Origin of the sequence: Pseudomonas sp. GD04091 (assembly GCF_029836165.1) — a bacterium.
Taxonomy (GTDB): Bacteria; Pseudomonadota; Gammaproteobacteria; order Pseudomonadales; family Pseudomonadaceae; genus Aquipseudomonas.
The window spans coordinates 76556-92133 of sequence record NZ_JAOEBG010000018.1 but is presented as its reverse complement, the minus strand read 5'-3'; the positions used below and the strand labels follow the sequence as shown (position 1 = coordinate 92133).

Sequence of the window (15578 nt, the reverse complement as noted above, 5' to 3'; positions counted from 1 at the left end):
AGACACCCGACAGGCTCGGTAACGTGGCCCGCACTTTTTGCCCGAACACCGGAGCCCGCCCCATGCGCCTCACCCCTTCCCTGCTGTTCACCGCCCTGCTGCCGCTGTTCGCCGGCTGCCAGATGCTGGCCGACAAACCGGTCGACCCGAACCTGGGCACCACCCGCATGCAGGGCGAACTGAGCGCGGCCGGTGGCCAACTGCTGTTCAAGCCGTGCAGCGAAAGCCGCCGCTTCATCGTCAAAGACGTGGCTGCCACCGGCATCCTGCAAGAGGCCGCCACCCTGGCCGAAGACGCGGGTGACAAGCTGTTCGCCGACGTCCGTGGCCGCCTGGCCGGCAGCAAGCAGGCCAGCACCGATGGCCAGCTCGACGTGACCCGCCTGTACCGCCTCGAGTCCTCCGAATACAGCGGCTGCGAAGACCCCAACTTCAAGCGCCTGACCCTGCGCGCCGGCGGCCATGAACCGGACTGGGACATCAAGGCCAGCGGCAAGGGCATGGTGCTCAACCGCATCGGCCAGGATCCGCTGCCGCTGCCCTATCTGGAGGAAGAAATGCCTGGTGGCGGCCTGAACCTGTCCAGCGAAGCCAACGGCCAGCGCGTCGAGTTGTGGGTCGCGCCGCAACGCTGCGTCGACGGCGCCACCGGCGCCATCCGCCACCTCAAGGCCGAACTGCGCATCGACGGCAAGACCCTGCAAGGCTGCGCCTACTACGGTGGCGCCCGCGACCTCTGATCGCCAGGTGCTTTTCTCCTGCCAGTCGGGGCGACTAACAGCTTATACTTGGCGGTTTGTGTAAAGCCGCCGGCCGCCCCATGGCCGGGATACTGGACCCTGCCATGCTACGAATCACCGAACTGAAGCTGCCCCTGGACCACTCCGACGACGAGTTGCGCGCCGCCATCGTCCAGCGCCTGGGCATCAGCGATGAGCAACTGCTCGGTTTCACCCTGTTCAAGCGCAGCTACGATGCGCGCAAGAAGAACAGCGAAATGCTGTTCATCTACACCATCGACCTCGAGACCAGCAACGAAGCCGAACTGCTGCGCCGCTTCGAGGACGACAGCAAGATCAGCGTCGCTCCGGACGTCAGCTACAAGTTCGTAGGGCAAGCACCAGCCGACCTGCAGGCGCGCCCGATCGTGGTCGGCTTCGGCCCCTGCGGCATCTTCGCGGGGCTGCTGCTGGCGCAGATGGGCTTCAAGCCGATCGTGCTCGAGCGCGGCAAGGAAGTGCGCCAGCGCACCAAGGACACCTGGGGCCTGTGGCGCAAGAGCGTGCTCAACCCCGAGTCCAACGTGCAGTTTGGCGAAGGCGGCGCCGGCACCTTCTCGGACGGCAAGCTGTACAGCCAGATCAAGGATCCGCACCACCATGGCCGCAAGGTGCTGGAGGAGTTCGTCAAGGCTGGCGCACCGGATGAGATCCTGTACATCAACAAGCCGCACATCGGCACCTTCCGCCTGACCAGCATGGTCGAGAAGATGCGCGAAGAGATCATCAACCTGGGCGGCGAAGTGCGCTTCCAGCAAAAGGTCACCGACCTGCTGGTCGACGGTGAGCAGCTCACCGGGGTGGTACTCGATGGCGGTGAACAGCTGCATTCGCGTCATGTGGTCCTTGCCCTGGGCCACAGCGCCCGTGACACCTTCCGCATGCTCCACGCCAAAGGCGTGTTCATGGAGGCCAAGCCGTTCTCGGTGGGTTTTCGCATCGAGCACCCGCAGTCGCTGATCGACAAGGCGCGCCTGGGCAAGTACGCCGGTCACCCCAAGCTCGGTGCCGCCGACTATAAGCTGGTGCACCACGCCAAGAACGGCCGCTCGGTGTACAGCTTCTGCATGTGCCCGGGCGGCACCGTGGTCGCTGCCACCAGCGAGCCAGGTCGCGTAGTCACCAACGGCATGAGCCAGTATTCGCGCAACGAGCGCAACGCCAACTCCGGAATCGTCGTCGGCATCGACCCCGAGCGCGACTACCCAGGTGGCCCGCTGGCCGGCATCGAGCTGCAGGAGCGCCTCGAGGCGCATGCCTACGTGATGGGTGGTAGCAACTACCAGGCGCCTGCGCAGCTCGTGGGCGACTTCGTCGCCGGACGTCCGTCCACCGCGCTGGGCAGTGTGGAGCCCTCCTACAAGCCAGGCGTCACGCTCGGTGACCTGGCGCCGAGCCTGCCGGACTTCGCCATCGAGGCGATCCGCGAAGCGCTGCCGGCGTTCGACCGCCAGATCAAGGGCTACAACCTGCACGACGCGGTGTTGACCGGGATCGAGACCCGTACTTCGTCGCCGCTGCGCATCACCCGCGATGCCAGTTTCCAGAGCCTCAACCTCAAGGGCTTGTTCCCTGCTGGCGAAGGTGCAGGCTACGCTGGCGGCATTCTCTCGGCGGGCGTGGATGGCATCCGCATCGCCGAGGCGGTGGCGCGGGACATGCTCGGCCGGTAATCCCATCGCGGGGCAAGCCGCTCACACGCGATAGTGCTGCTACAGGCAAAAGAAAACCCCGGACAGGCCAGGCCCGTCCGGGGTTTCTTTTTGCACGCGTTATCAGTGAGTGACGCGGCTGGTGCCATCGACGGTCATGATGCGTACACGCTCGCCAACGCGGAAGATTTCGTTCTGCTGAACCTGCTGCACGTAGGCGCGCATGCTGCCGTCGTCTTCGCGCACGGTGATCTCGACGCCCTGAGTACGGGTCAGGCCCTCTTCGGCGGCCGAGCCTGCCAGGCCACCGGCCACGGCGCCGATCACCGCGGCGACGATGCTGCCACGGCCACCGCCGACCGCACTGCCGGCGACACCGCCGACGATCGCACCGGCACCACCGCCGATCGGGGTCTTGGTGCCCTCGATCTTGACCGGACGCAGGGATTCGATGGTTCCCATGCGCACGGTCTGCACGCGGCGGGCCTCATCACGGGAGTAGCTGTCGCCGGTCAACGACGACTGGCAGCCGCCCAGCAGCAGCGACACGGTGGTGAAGCTGGCCAGCAGCAAAGCGGATTTACGCATGGGGTCAATCTCCATAAGACAGGTGTCCATTAGACTCCGCGCCTTGACAAGTGTCACGGCGCAATCGTTATAAAATTGTTTTCATTCAGCCCGGGTACAGCCAATGCCGACCGAGTGGTGGGCTTTCACGTGAGACCAAGGATAGCCATGGATTACTTCATCGTCGCCGTCGTGACTGCCGCTGGCCTGTATTTCCATTGGTGGCTGTATGTGCGCATGCGCCGCTGGATGGACCGCGACCTGGCGTTGTCGCTGGCCGGGGAGGATCCGGCGAAGAGGGAGTTCATGCTCCGGCTGCTGGAGCGATCGCGGGTCGAGAAGGTGCGGCGCAAGGAGCTGGCGGCGTGGCTTGAGCGGGAGGCGGCAGGGTATCGGTAACGCGCGGCTGCTTTGCAGCCGCATCACTTCAGGGGGCCAGGCGCTCGCGCAGCCACTGGCCATCGACCAGCCGGTAATTCAAGCGGTCATGCAAGCGGCTGGCCCGCCCCTGCCAGAACTCGATGCGCTCCGGCACCAGGCGATAGCCGCCCCAGTGTTCCGGGCAATGCGGTTGCGTGTCGGAAAAGCGCGCCTCGGTGGCCTTGACCAACCCCTCGAGCTCCTCGCGATCGGCGATCACCCGGCTCTGCGGCGATGCCCAGGCCCCGAGGCGACTGCCCAGTGGACGTACCTGGTAGTAGTCGTCCGACTCCTTGGCCGTCACCTTCTCCACCCGCCCTTCTATGCGCACCTGACGCTCCAACGCCGGCCAGAAGAAGGTCATCGCCGCGAAGGGATTGGCCGCGATGTGCTGGCCCTTGGCGCTTTCGTAGTTGGTGAAGAAGGTGAACCCACGCGCGTCGAGCGCCTTGAGCAACAGCACCCGACAATGCGGACGACCCTCGGCATCGACGGTCGCCAGGGTCATGGCGTTGGCTTCCACCGGCAGCTGTTCGGTCTTCACCGCATCGGCGAACCAGTGATGGAACAGCGCGAACGGCTCACCCGGGGCCTGGGCTTCTGCCAGGCCATCACGGGTGTAGTCGCGGCGCATATCGGCCAGGGATTGGGTCATGACTGCGTTTCCTTGACGATCAGTTGGTCTTCGCAGGGCTGTTGGCGGCGACTTTTTTGTCGGTGGTGGCCTTCTTCGCGGCTGGCTTGGCCGCAGCGGCTTTCTTCTTCGCCGCGGTGCTGGTCTTGGCCGGGGCCTTGGCTTTGGCGGCCGGTTTCTTCGCTGCCGGCTTGGCAGCGGCCTTGGCGGCAGGCTTGGTCGCCGCAGCCTTGACGTCCTGGGTGGCCACCATCGCGGCCGGAACCGGCGCAGGTGCCGCCTGCTGGTACTTGGCCAGCAACGCGATCATGGTGTTCTGCGGGGTCAGCAGCAGCTCGACACGGCGGTTCAGGGCCCGGCCCTCAGCGCTGTCGTTGGCGGCACGCGGCATCACCGAACCCATGCCTTTGAGCATCAGGCGGTCACGCTGCAGGCCACTGAGACGGAAGATGGCCGATACCGAGGCGGCGCGCTCGAGGCTGAGTTTCTGGTTGGCGGCGGTGGCCCCGCTGCTGTCGGCGTGGCCGAGGACCAGCACGGCGGTCTTGGTGTCGGTCTCGATGACCTTGGCCACCTGGGTGATCGGGCCAAGGGTCACAGGCAGCAGCATGTTCGGACGGTCCGGGTTGTAGGAGCTGTCCACCGGAATGGTCACCGCCAGCACATCCTCGCGGCGCTCCAGCTCGAACTTGCTGCCCTTGATGGCTTCGCGCAACTTGGGTTCGTATTGGTCGAGCCAGGCCTGAGTGGCCTTCTGGTCGATCTTCGGCACCGCCGCGACCTTGTCCTTCTTCTCGTCGCCACCGAACGGCCACCACCAGCGGCTGCTGCTTTCAGACTTGGCGTCAGCCTTGGCAACGTTCTCGACGACGGCCTCCTTCACCTCCTGTTCGGCAACCTTGTCCGAACCGAAGGGCCACCAGTTCAAGCCGGCATCCTTGGAGGCATCCTGCGAGTGGCTGGCGCAGCCGGTCATGGCCAGGCACAGGGCGAGTGCTAAGGTTTTTTGTGAAGACATCAGCGATACACCATGAAATAGAAAGAAATTTTGCCCATACGCTTCAGGCGTTGGCATTGAGGATAGTCAAAGGGTCCGGGCAATACCCGCGTTACCCGATCAAAGGCAACTGCCAAGGATCCGCACCAGTTTCTGCGCGCGCGGATCCATCAGCACGTAAGGGCCAAGCGTATTGGTGACGAAGCCAAAGGCCACGTCATGCTCGGGGTCGGCGAATCCGACCGAGCCGCCCGCGCCTGGGTGGCCGAATGCACGAGCGCCAAGGCCGAAGGTGGCATTGGCCACTTGCGGCTGGTCGAGCATGCAACCCAGGCCGAAACGGGTCTGAGTCAGCAGGGTGCGATCCTGTCCGAGGCTGTGCTCGCGGGTCAGCTCGTCGAGCAGCTCGGATTCGAGCAGGCTGCCGTCCAGCAGGCCGGCATAGAAGCCCGCCAGGCTGCGGGCGTTGCCGTGGCCATTGGCCGCCGGCTGCTGCATGCGTCGCCATTCGGGCTTGTTGGTGCTGGTGAGAATCGCCGGTGGGTTGGTGAAGGCGCGGGTCGACAGCGCCGCCGGCTCACGCATGGTGACCTGCAGCAGGCGCTGGGCCGCGGCATCGCCGGGGTTGCCCTTGCCACGGGCGATATGCGCCACGCGATGAAACTCCGCGTCGGCCAGGCCGACATGGAAATCCAGACCCAGTGGCCGGGCGGTACGGGCAACGATCGAATCACCCGGGTCGCTTCCATCGGCGCGGCGAATCAGCTCACCGATCAACCAGCCATAGGTGATCGCCGCATAACCGTGCTCGGTGCCAGGCGTCCACCAGGGTGCCTCGGCGGCCAGGGCATCGACCATGGCCTGCCAGTCGTACAGGGCCTCGGCCGGGAGCACTTCGCGAATGGCCGGCAGGCCGGCGCGGTGGCTGAGCAGCTGACGCAAGGTCACCTGGTCCTTGCCAGCCTGGGCGAATTCCGGCCAGTAGCGCGCCACCGGCGCGTCAAGGGCGAGCTTGCCTTCGCCCACCAGCTGCAGGGCGGTGACGGCGGTGAACGCCTTGGTGCAGGAGAACAGGTTGGCGATGGTATCGCTGTGCCAGGCTTCGCGACCATCCTTGTCGGCGCTGCCGGCCCACAGGTCGACGACGGTTTCCCCGCCGACCTGGATGCACAGCGCGGCGCCACGTTCCTGGGGATCCTCGAACAACGCGGCGAAAGCATCGCGCACCGCCTCGAACTTCAGCTCATAGTGACCCTGGATCTGCACCCGACTACCTCTCTGCGCGGCCTGTTCTGCAAAAGCGTGCATTGTTCCAGTAGTTGGACGATTTGCCTACTGAATATGGCTGGGTGGTTGACCACAGGATGAAGGGCCAGCCGTCACGGCGCCGGCTTCTCCAGCTGGGCACGCAATTGCTCAAGCAGTTGCAGGTTGCTCCGGCGCACCGCCTCGACGAACCCCGGATACGCCACATCGGTGATGGCCACCAGGCCCAGGTGCCCGTTCTCGCCATCGAGCAGCCGCCCGCTGGCCGGCTGGTCGAGGTACTGGAACCAGTGGGCGCCGACGATCATCGGCTGGGCCAGAGCCGCCTTGAGGAAGTTGCCGTAGGCCGGCCCGCGATCCTCCTCGCGGGCGACTTCCAGCGGGCCGGGCCAGAACGGGCCACGGTCGCGAGAGCCGAACTGGAATTCCGAAACCAGCACCGGCTTGTCCAGCTCGGCCAGCTGGGCGAAGTCATAGCCATCCTCGGGCTTGAGGGTATAGAAGTTGAAACTCAGCACATCGCAGAACTCGGCGCAGGCCTTGACCGCCTCGGGCGTGCTGACCGCGTAGCGTCCGCCCAGCAGCAAATGATTGGGGGCATGCCATTTCAATGCATCGGAGATGGTCTTGAAGTAGGTTTCGGCGAACACTTGCTGGAAGTACTGGTAGTCGCGTTCGATCTCCGGATGTTCGGGGTTGGGCAATGGCGCCTCGAACCCCGGGTCTTCCATCAGCTCCCAGGCCGTCAGCTCGATACCCCAGGCCTTGGACAACCCCTCCTGGTTGCGGTACTTGTCGCGCAGTTGCTTGAGAAAGGCACGCTTGGCCGGCACGTCGGTGGTCAGGCGCAAGGTGCCGTAGGCCAGGCCATAGCGCGCCTTGGGATCATCGCCGGGCGCGGCCCAGGCCAGTTCGTTGTCGGCGAAGTAGCCAATCAGCCAAGGGTCGTCGCGATGATCGCGGGCGGCGATGGCCACCGCACGTTCGGTGGCCATGGCAAAGCGCGGGTCGAACGGGTCAGGCATGCGCCCCCACCAGTCCATGCCAGTGCTGATGCTGGCGTAATCGCCGACGATCGACAGTGGCAAGGTGTACGGCATGCGCCTGGCCTGGCCGAGCGCTGGATCGCTCCAGTTGCCGAGGGTGTTGAAGCCCCAGGCCTGCATACGGTCGAGGGTGTGGGCCTGCCAGCGCTGCGTGTCCAGTGCCGCCGACGGACAGGCCGGGGCTCCATCCGCCTGGGCGCATGGCGTGCCGTAGGTGCGCTGAAGGTTGGCGGCGTAGAAGTCGAACCAGCGTCCCTGCTTGTAGTTGCGCCCTTTGGACGAGGTATTGCCGTCATCGTTATTGCCTTCGCCATAGAAAGCGGTCAATGCATCCTGCTCACCCGGCAGGGCATTGAACATGCCTTCGCGGCCAGCGACATAGGTACGCCCGCCATCGGCGGCGACGGCATTGACCCCGAGCGAGTAGAACGGGTGCCCGTCAGGCGTCACCAGATACCAGCGCCCCTCGCGCTTTTCCGTGCGGAAGAAGCCTTTGGCCTCGAACGCCGGCCCCGCCAGCAAACCGCCATAGGTGTCCAGCTCAAGCTTGTCACGCGCGCCCAGCCAGGCTTTCAGTTGCGCTTGCTCGCGCGTGTCGGCGGCCTTGAGCTGATCGTCACTGACGACTCTTTCGGGCCAGCGACCGCGGGTTGACTGGCCGTAGACGTCGATCAGCCCGCTGTAGGCGGCCTTGAGCGCCAGGTCGTCATCCTGCAGGCCGACTTTCTCGATCAGCAGGCTCTGCGCCACCTTGGGGTTGGGAACAGTCAGGCTGATGGAGGTGATCTGCGCCAGATCGGCCTCCCCTTCGCTGCTGGTCAGCAGCACACGCTGGCCCTCGAACGTCCAGGGCATCGGTGGCCCGGCGCGCATGCCCTGGCTCAACGGCGAGCTGGCCTTGAGCGGAATCATCACGGTCTGCGCAGGCCCCGCCGGCAGGTCGATCCGGCTGCTGAGCGTGCGCCCGTCACCGCTTTGCACCACCACATCCACGGTCAGCGCCCAGTCCATGCCGCTCTGCAGGCGCAAGGTCAGCGCCTGCCCGGCAGACCAGTCCCACGCCCCGCTCTGCGGCGCGAGGCGCAGCGTCGGCTGCGCCACCGGATTGAACACCACCCTGCGCAGTACCTCGCCTTCGGCTGTCTGTTCCGCGTTGTACTGCGGCAAGCTGGCGTCCTGGGTGACCACGCTCACCACCGAGGCCGGGCGCACGAAGCTGAACAGCGTCTGTTGCCCCGCCGACAAGGGCGCGCTGAACAACAGGGAGAACATGACAGGCAGGGTACGGCGGATCATAGGGCGGTAGCTCTCCTTCGGAGCCCGTCATGGGCTCACGATCGAGTAATGGACAACGGGTCGTGCGTCTTGCTCCGGCAGTCAGCCGATTTCCCGTCGGAAGGGTGGCAGTGCGTTGAGAATAGCCTTGCCATAGCGTTGGGTGACCAGTCGCCGGTCGAGCAAGGTGATGACGCCGCGGTCCTGCTCGGTCCGCAGCAGGCGACCGCAGGCCTGGATCAGGCGCAGCGAGGCATCGGGCACGGCGATCTCCATGAACGGGTTGCCGCCACGGGCTTCGATCCACTCGGCCAGCGCGGCCTCGACCGGGTCGTCCGGCACCGCGAAGGGAATCTTGGCGATCACCACGTGCTCGCAATAAGCCCCCGGCAAGTCGACCCCCTCTGCAAAACTGGCGAGGCCGAACAGGACACTGTGCTGGCCGTCATCGACCCGCGCCTTGTGCTTGTTCAGGGTTTCCTGCTTGGACAGGTTGCCCTGGATCAGCACCAGCTTGCGCCAGTCGCGGTCCAGGCCGTCGAACACGTCCTGCATCTGCTTGCGCGAGGAGAACAGCACCAGCGCGCCACGCGCCTCTTCGACGATGCTCGGCAGTTCACGGATGATCGCCGCCGTATGTGCCGTGGCGTCCCGCGGGTCGGCGCCCAGGTCGGGCACCCGCAGCAAACCGGCATCGCCGTGCACGAACGGGCTGGGCACCACGCAGGTAACGGCATCGCGCGGCAGGCCCGAACGCATGCGGAAGCGGTCGAACTTGCCCAGCGCGGTGAGCGTCGCCGAGGTCACCAGGGCGCCGTGGGCGACATTCCACAGGCTCTTGCGCAGCATCTCGGCGGCGAGAATGGGGCTGGCGTTGACTTCGATGTCGAACAATGCACCGCTCTCGGCCAGGGTCAGCCAGCGCGCCATGGGCGGGTTGTCCTCCGGGTCTTCGGCGGTGAAGGCGGTCCACAGCTCCCAGTTGCCCTGGGCACGGGTCACCAGGCTGCCGAACAGCGGGTACCACTCCTCGGCCTGGTGGCTGGCGATGCCGATGTTGTTCTCGCCGTCCATACCTTCCTTGAGCAGGTCGGCCAGGCGAGTGAACAGGTCGTTGAGGCGGGCGAAGCCTTTCTTGAGCTCGATGCCGACTTCGCGGATCTGCTCCGGCACCACGCCCCCTTCGAAGCGGTAACGCGGGCGGTCGCGACCTTCCATGTCTTCGCCGGCGCGGAAATCCGCCACCTGTTCGCAGAGGGTGAACATGAACTGCTGCTGGGTTCGCACCTCGCGGGCAAGCTCCGGCACCTGCTCGATGTACTTGCCAAGGTCGCCCGGCAGGGGGTGCTGGGCCAGCAGCTTGGTCAGGTTCTTGGCGGTCTGTTCCAGCCAGTCGGCGGTGGAACGCAGGCGCGAATAGTGGGCGAAGTGGCCGATGGCCTTGTCCGGCAGGTGGTGACCTTCGTCGAACACGTACATCGTCTCGCGCGGATCGGGCAGCACGGCACCGCCGCCGAGGGCAAGATCGGCCAGGACCATGTCATGGTTGGTGACGATCACGTCGACCTTGCCCATTCCCTCCCGCGCCTTGTAGAAGACGCACTGCTGGAAGTTCGGGCAATGGCGGCCGGTGCACTGGCTGTGATCGGTGGTCAGGCGCGCCCAGTCCTGGTCCTCGATGCTCTCGGACCAGCTGTCGCGGTCGCCGTCCCAGCGGTTGCCGGCGAGCTTCTCGATCATGCTGTTGAACAGCTTCTGGCTACGCTCGTCGACCTCGATGCGAAAGCCCTCCTCCTCGAACAGCTGGGCGGTGGCCGACTGGGCATGGCCTTCCTGCAGGAGGACGTCGAGCTTGGACAGGCACAGGTAGCGACCACGGCCCTTGGCCAGGGCGAAGCTGAAATTCAGCCCGCTGTTGCGCATCAGGTCGGGCAGGTCCTTGAAGACGATCTGCTCCTGCAGCGCCACGGTCGCGGTGGCGATCACCAGGCGCTTACCCGCGGCCTTGGCGGCGGGAATCGCGGCCAGGCTGTAGGCGACAGTCTTGCCGGTACCGGTACCGGCCTCGACCGCCACCACGGCAGGCTCGCCGGCACGGCGGCCTTCGTCGTCGCAGGCGATGTCGCCGAGCACCTTGGCCACTTCGGCGATCATCAGGCGCTGGCCATAGCGTGGCTTGAGGCTTTTGGCTTCGAGGAAACGCGAATAGGCGCCCTGGATGGTGGCTTTGAGTTCGTTGCTGATCATGGTCTGCGGGCGCCCGAAGGGCTGGATATATTTTCAGTGTTTCGCATGGGCCGGCTATCATACCCCGCTATTGCCCTTTGTGCCGCATGGAGATCCGGATGCTCGCCTTTGCCCTGTCCTACACCCTGCATGTCCTGGCCGCCCTCGTCTGGGTCGGCGGGATGTTCTTCGCCTGGCTGGTGCTGCGGCCAGCCACGGTTGCCGCCTTGGAAGGGCCCGCGCGGCTGCGGTTGTGGGTGGAGGTTTTCCAGCGGTTCTTCAGATGGGTCTGGCTCGCGGTGGCGGTACTGGCTGTCAGCGGGGTCGGGATGATTCACCTGCGGTTTGCCGGATTCGAGACGGCGCCCCGCTATGTGCAGGTGATGATTGGCGGGGGGATCGTCATGTTTGCGTTGTTCATGCGGATTCAGTCTTTGTTGTTGCCTGAGCTGCGCACGGCGGTGCAGGCTGAGGATTGGGCTGCGGGAGCGGGGGTGCTGGGGCGGATTCGGCGGATGGTGGGGGTCAATCTGTTGATCGGGCTGATGGTGGTGGGGGTGGCGAGTTCGCGGGTATTGGTTTGACGGTTTTGGCTTCGGCTTCCAAGATGACTGTTTTGGTTTTTGTAAGCATATTCGTAGGCGATGTCGACATTTAGATAACTTTCCGCCTTTTACGGCGGCCTACTTAATGTGATGGCCACCTCGGCACTCTGCGAGGCGTACGCTTTCGCAGGGTGTTTTTGCCATCATGAGCAACGTGCCCCTGATCGGCATCGGCAAACATACCTTTCATCTGCACGCCCAGTCCAAGCGCCGCCCATAGCGTCGTGACCTCAGGAGGCCGGAGTGAGGGAACCCGGAGCGAAGCGCTGGGCCGGATGAATTGAGCGCACGGCCTTGGTTACTTCAAAACCAACCAGCTACTCAGCTAAGCAACATTCCCCAATCCCACTCAAAGCCGCCGCAGAATCAACTCTCCCGAAGCCCCAGCCAACCCAGGCTGCCCGGCCTGCCCAGGCCGCCCATTGCGCCCTGCATCGGTCCGATAAACCAGACACCCCTTGCTGGCTCCACCAGCCCCAGCCTTACCAGCCGCCCCCGCCTTCCCCGGCGCGCCACCATCGAGGCGAACCACAATCCGCTCCTGCTCGAACCCTTCAGGCAGCGTCAGGCGAACCCGCCCCCCGGGCGCACCATCATGCCCGTTGCCCCCGTCGTCACCATTGGCCCCCCGACTGGCCTGCCCCCAGGTACAGCCCCCCGGCTTGCCATTGGCGCCATCGAGCCCGGCATAGCCTGGCGCTCCAGCCCCGCCCCGGGCATCGATAGACAGCCGATCGGCCTCCAGCGCCTGCAACCGCAGATCCAGGTTGCGCCCCGGCCGGGCGGCGCGCTCGTAGGTGCCAGGCGCACCTGGCGCGCTGAACTCGCTACCCTCGCCCAGACGCGCACTCAACGCCTCGATGCTCAGGTCACGCTCGGCCGGGGCAATGGCGATGCGCGCATCGCGCCCCAGCTCGAGCCGATCGATCTTCAGTTCGGTGAGCGTGGCCGGCAGCAACAGGGTCGCCGAATCGGCCACGCGCAGTTGCTCCAGGTGCACGCTGGCCGACTTGTTGGGCAGGCGCAGCATCGAATGGGCGGCGACTTCAAGACTCTCGGCCTGGGCCATGGGCGTGGCCAATGCGGCCAGCAACATCAATTTACGCATGGCTCGGCGCCTCCTGCGGCCGTGGAATGGACATGACATGGAAAATGCCGGTCAGCAGGATCTGCAACCGGTCGAACCAGCGATGGCTGCGCTCACGCAGGCTGCCATTGAAGAACAGCACCTCGAGCACATGCAAGGAGAGCAGGAAAATGCCCGCTGCATTGATCAGCAGATTGAACGGCAAGGGCTGCGGCATGAACAGATTGACCAGCACCACCCACCAGAACACCACCGTCAGGGCCTTGCCCAGGCCCAGGATGAACTTCATATCCCGCCCCCATGATCTGTTGTTATGTCGGCGCGGCCCGTTCGAGCGGACCGCGCCGGCAACAGTAACCCCACTGTCGGGGCGTACGCCAGAGGGGTCAGTTGAGGTGCAGCTCCACCCGTCGGTTGCGCGCGCGACCTTCATCGCTGTCGTTGTCGGCCACTGGTTGGCTTTCGCCACGCCCCTGGCTGGTCACCTTGTTCGGCGCCAGCCCCTGACTGATCAGGTACTCGGCCACACTGCTGGCCCGGCGCTCCGACAGCCCCTGGTTGTAGCTGTCGGAACCGACGCTGTCGGTAAAACCGACGACCTTGACACTGACCACCCGGGGATCGCTGAGCTTGGGTAGCAGCCCCTGCAGACGCTGCTGGGTGCCGCCTGTGAGCTCGGCGGAGTCGAAAGCGAACAGCACCTGGCCCTGGTCATCGAGGGTGATCACCTCAGGAGTCGCCGCCGGTTCGGGTTGTGGCGCGGATGCTGGGTACTGCGGCAGCGGGCACCCCATGTGATCGACCTGGGTGCCAGCCGGCGTATCCGGGCAACGGTCTCGACGGTCGAAGACGCCATCGCCATCCTCGTCGCCATCCTGGGCGTAGCAGATCAGACCACCGGTGATGGCGCCAAGGGCGCCCGCGCCCGCCGCCCAGCTGGAACTCTCGATGGCGCCCAGGCCACCACCGACCAGCCCGCCGAGCAGGCTGCAGATGGGCCAGGTCCGTTGATTGAGGGGCGCGCTGCCGTCGCTGTGGGTGGCACAACCTGTCAGCAGGCTCGTGGCCACCACCAGCGGCAGAGCCGCCTTCGACAAAACACTCATGGTGAATGCTCCTGTGTCACCGGCCGCTACCGGTCACACAGGAGTAAAGACGCGCCCGCGCCACTTCTCAAGGCGCGGCGCACGACGGTCAACGCTGGATCTTGATCTCGGTGCGACGGTTCATGCTGCGTCCTTCGGCCGTGGCGTTGTCGGCAACCGGCTGGGCCTCGCCGGCACCCACCACCGACACGAAGCTGGCGCGCGGCACACCGCTTTCGACCAGGTAGTTGGTCACCGACTGGGCACGACGCTCGGAAAGCTTCTGGTTGTAGCTGTCGGAACCCACACTGTCGGTGTGGCCGGTAACGCTCAGGCGGGCGCTCGGCGCTTCCTGCTTGAGACGGGTCGCGATGGTGTTCAGGCGCTCTTTGTCAGCGCTCGTCAGGCGCGCCGAGTCGAACTCGAAATGCACATCACGGATGACGATGACCTCCTCCTTCTGCACCACGACTTCCTCGACCACCACCGGCACCTCCGGCGGACAGCCATTGGCGTCGACCTGCACCCCGCGCGGAGTGCCGGGGCACTTGTCGCGACTGTCCGGCACACCATCGCCGTCCTCGTCACCATCGCCGTGCGCCCAGCAGTAGCCGGCCGCCAGGCCGCCACCGAGCAAGGCACCCCAGCCAGCCCAGCTGGAGCTCTCGATAGCACCGAGGGCCGCGCCGCCCACGCCCCCGACGGCAGCGCACTTCGGCCAGTCGGTTTTCTGCAAACCTGCACAACCAGTCAGCACACTGGTGAGCAGAACCAGGGGTAACGCTGTGCGTACTATGCTCATGTTGTTGCTTCTCCTAGGGGGAATCGGTGCAAAACCGATGCTCTGGGAGTAAAGACCGGCGAATACCGCTCTGCCAGCAATAAGCCACGACGTGGCGACGCGCCTCTTTGCCCGATCGCCGGGGACCGCTAGTCTTGAGCGACCTGTACGAGGAATGGCAATGACCGACGCTTTCTCACAACGCACGCCGCAGCAGGCCCTGGCCGCGCTGCTCGAGCGCTTCACGCCGCGCCACCTGCTGTTGGTGGGCAGCCGCTTCCCGGCCCTGGAGGCCTTCGCCGCCGCCCACCCCGACACCAGGATAGAAGTCGCCGCCCCCGGCCCGCTACCGCCCGGACAAGCCGCCCGGCGCTTCGACCTGGCGATCCTGGTCGATTGCCTGGAGCACTTGCCCAAGCGCACCGGCCTGGAGCTGCTGGGCGGCATTCGCAACCTCAACGCCAGCCGCGTCGCGGTGCTGGCGGACCTCGCCGTCTGCGGCTGGCAGGACACCGATTTCTACTCGCTGGCACTCTCGGCCAGCGAGAAATTCAAGCGTGAGGAACAGGTATTGAGTCTGTTCACCTATGATCTGCATGACTACAAGCAGGTACCGGACTGGCTCAATGCCAGGTTCTGGGCCAACCCTGAAAATTTCGGCAAGTACTGGTGGTGATTCAATGAGTGTCTCGGTCTGCCCCTGCGGCAGTGGCAATCTGCTCGGCGCCTGCTGCGGGCATTATCACGACGGTACCCCGGCGCCGGACGCCCAGACCCTGATGCGTTCGCGCTACAGCGCCTATGTGCTGGGGCTGGTGGACTACCTGACAGCCACCACCCTGCCCGCCCAGCAGGCAGGCCTGGACCGCGCCGGCATGGCGGCCTGGAGCGCGCAGAGCACCTGGCTGGGGCTGGAGGTGGAAAGTGCCGAGGTGCTGGGCGGCCAGCCCGAGCATGCCTTCGTCACCTTCACCGCGCGCTGGCACGACCTGGAGGGCGATCACCAGCACCGCGAGCGCTCAGCGTTCGTCCAGCACGCCGGGCGCTGGTACTTCATCGATCCGACGGTGCCGCTCAAGGCCGGGCGCAACGACCCCTGCCCCTGCGCCAGCGGGCAGAAGTTCAAGAAATGCTGCGCCAGTTACATCGGGAGCTGAG

General features: G+C 65.5%; 16 protein-coding genes. 6 read left to right on the top strand and 10 right to left on the bottom strand.

Annotated features, from left to right (window positions below):
* Positions 1-62: 62 nt before the first annotated feature.
* Together N7422_RS19775 and N7422_RS19770 are read left to right on the top strand one after the other, a co-directional pair.
* Entirely contained in the window at positions 63-740 is a 678-nt protein-coding gene (locus N7422_RS19775; RefSeq protein ID WP_279808114.1) for a hypothetical protein, read from the top strand.
* 104 nt (positions 741-844) lie between these two features.
* On the top strand, positions 845-2452 hold the full coding sequence (locus N7422_RS19770; RefSeq protein ID WP_279808113.1) for an NAD(P)/FAD-dependent oxidoreductase: 1608 nt from the start codon (positions 845-847) through the stop codon (positions 2450-2452).
* Between the two features lie 102 nt (positions 2453-2554).
* On the opposite strand, the gene N7422_RS19765 is transcribed toward N7422_RS19770, so the two are convergent.
* Complete coding sequence (locus N7422_RS19765; RefSeq protein ID WP_023632818.1) at positions 2555-3019, bottom strand: glycine zipper 2TM domain-containing protein; 465 nt, start codon at positions 3017-3019, stop codon at positions 2555-2557.
* 147 nt (positions 3020-3166) lie between these two features.
* Between N7422_RS19765 and N7422_RS19760 the strand changes: the two genes are divergently transcribed.
* The gene (locus tag N7422_RS19760) at positions 3167-3397 is read left to right on the top strand and encodes a hypothetical protein (protein ID WP_279808112.1); all 231 of its coding nucleotides are present in this window, start codon (positions 3167-3169) and stop codon (positions 3395-3397) included.
* Positions 3398-3425: 28 nt separating this feature from the next.
* Here N7422_RS19760 and pdxH read toward each other — a convergent pair whose 3' ends face one another.
* From pdxH to dinG, 5 genes are all read right to left on the bottom strand, one after another.
* Positions 3426-4073 carry a pyridoxamine 5'-phosphate oxidase gene (gene pdxH, locus N7422_RS19755; protein WP_279808111.1) on the bottom strand — a complete coding sequence of 216 codons (648 nt, stop codon included), beginning with the start codon at positions 4071-4073 and terminating at the stop codon, positions 3426-3428.
* 19 nt (positions 4074-4092) lie between these two features.
* Entirely contained in the window at positions 4093-5070 is a 978-nt protein-coding gene (locus tag N7422_RS19750) for an OmpA family protein (protein WP_279808110.1), read from the bottom strand.
* Between the two features lie 99 nt (positions 5071-5169).
* Positions 5170-6315 carry a serine hydrolase gene (locus tag N7422_RS19745; RefSeq protein WP_279808143.1) on the bottom strand — a complete coding sequence of 382 codons (1146 nt, stop codon included), beginning with the start codon at positions 6313-6315 and terminating at the stop codon, positions 5170-5172.
* Positions 6316-6428: 113 nt separating this feature from the next.
* Entirely contained in the window at positions 6429-8657 is a 2229-nt protein-coding gene (locus N7422_RS19740) for a beta-galactosidase (RefSeq protein WP_279808109.1), read from the bottom strand.
* An 81-nt stretch (positions 8658-8738) separates the two neighbouring features.
* Entirely contained in the window at positions 8739-10883 is a 2145-nt protein-coding gene (gene dinG / locus N7422_RS19735; protein WP_279808108.1) for an ATP-dependent DNA helicase DinG, read from the bottom strand.
* A gap of 98 nt (positions 10884-10981) precedes the next feature.
* Here dinG and N7422_RS19730 point away from each other — a divergent pair, with 98 nt between their 5' ends.
* Positions 10982-11446, top strand: coding sequence for a CopD family protein (locus N7422_RS19730; protein WP_279808107.1), 465 nt, complete (start codon positions 10982-10984; stop codon positions 11444-11446).
* Positions 11447-11816: 370 nt separating this feature from the next.
* Here N7422_RS19730 and N7422_RS19725 read toward each other — a convergent pair whose 3' ends face one another.
* The 4 genes from N7422_RS19725 to N7422_RS19710 all read right to left on the bottom strand — a co-directional run bounded on the left by N7422_RS19725 (position 11817) and on the right by N7422_RS19710 (position 14441).
* On the bottom strand, positions 11817-12575 hold the full coding sequence (locus tag N7422_RS19725; RefSeq protein WP_279808106.1) for a collagen-like protein: 759 nt from the start codon (positions 12573-12575) through the stop codon (positions 11817-11819).
* Positions 12568-12843, bottom strand: a complete 276-nt coding sequence (locus N7422_RS19720) for a DUF1145 domain-containing protein (protein ID WP_279808105.1) — start codon at positions 12841-12843, stop codon at positions 12568-12570. The genes N7422_RS19725 and N7422_RS19720 overlap by 8 nt, the downstream gene beginning before the upstream one ends.
* A gap of 97 nt (positions 12844-12940) precedes the next feature.
* A complete protein-coding gene (locus N7422_RS19715) occupies positions 12941-13660 on the bottom strand; it encodes an OmpA family protein (RefSeq protein WP_279808104.1) in 720 nt (239 codons plus the stop codon).
* An 88-nt stretch (positions 13661-13748) separates the two neighbouring features.
* Complete coding sequence (locus N7422_RS19710; RefSeq protein ID WP_279808103.1) at positions 13749-14441, bottom strand: OmpA family protein; 693 nt, start codon at positions 14439-14441, stop codon at positions 13749-13751.
* 160 nt (positions 14442-14601) lie between these two features.
* Between N7422_RS19710 and N7422_RS19705 the strand changes: the two genes are divergently transcribed.
* Positions 14602-15096: a DUF6231 family protein gene (locus tag N7422_RS19705; protein WP_279808102.1), complete on the top strand. Its 495-nt coding sequence runs from the start codon at positions 14602-14604 to the stop codon at positions 15094-15096.
* Positions 15097-15100: 4 nt separating this feature from the next.
* Positions 15101-15577 (top strand): YchJ family protein, encoded by a 477-nt coding sequence (locus N7422_RS19700; protein WP_279808101.1) that lies wholly within the window; start codon positions 15101-15103, stop codon positions 15575-15577.
* Position 15578: the final 1 nt, after the last annotated feature.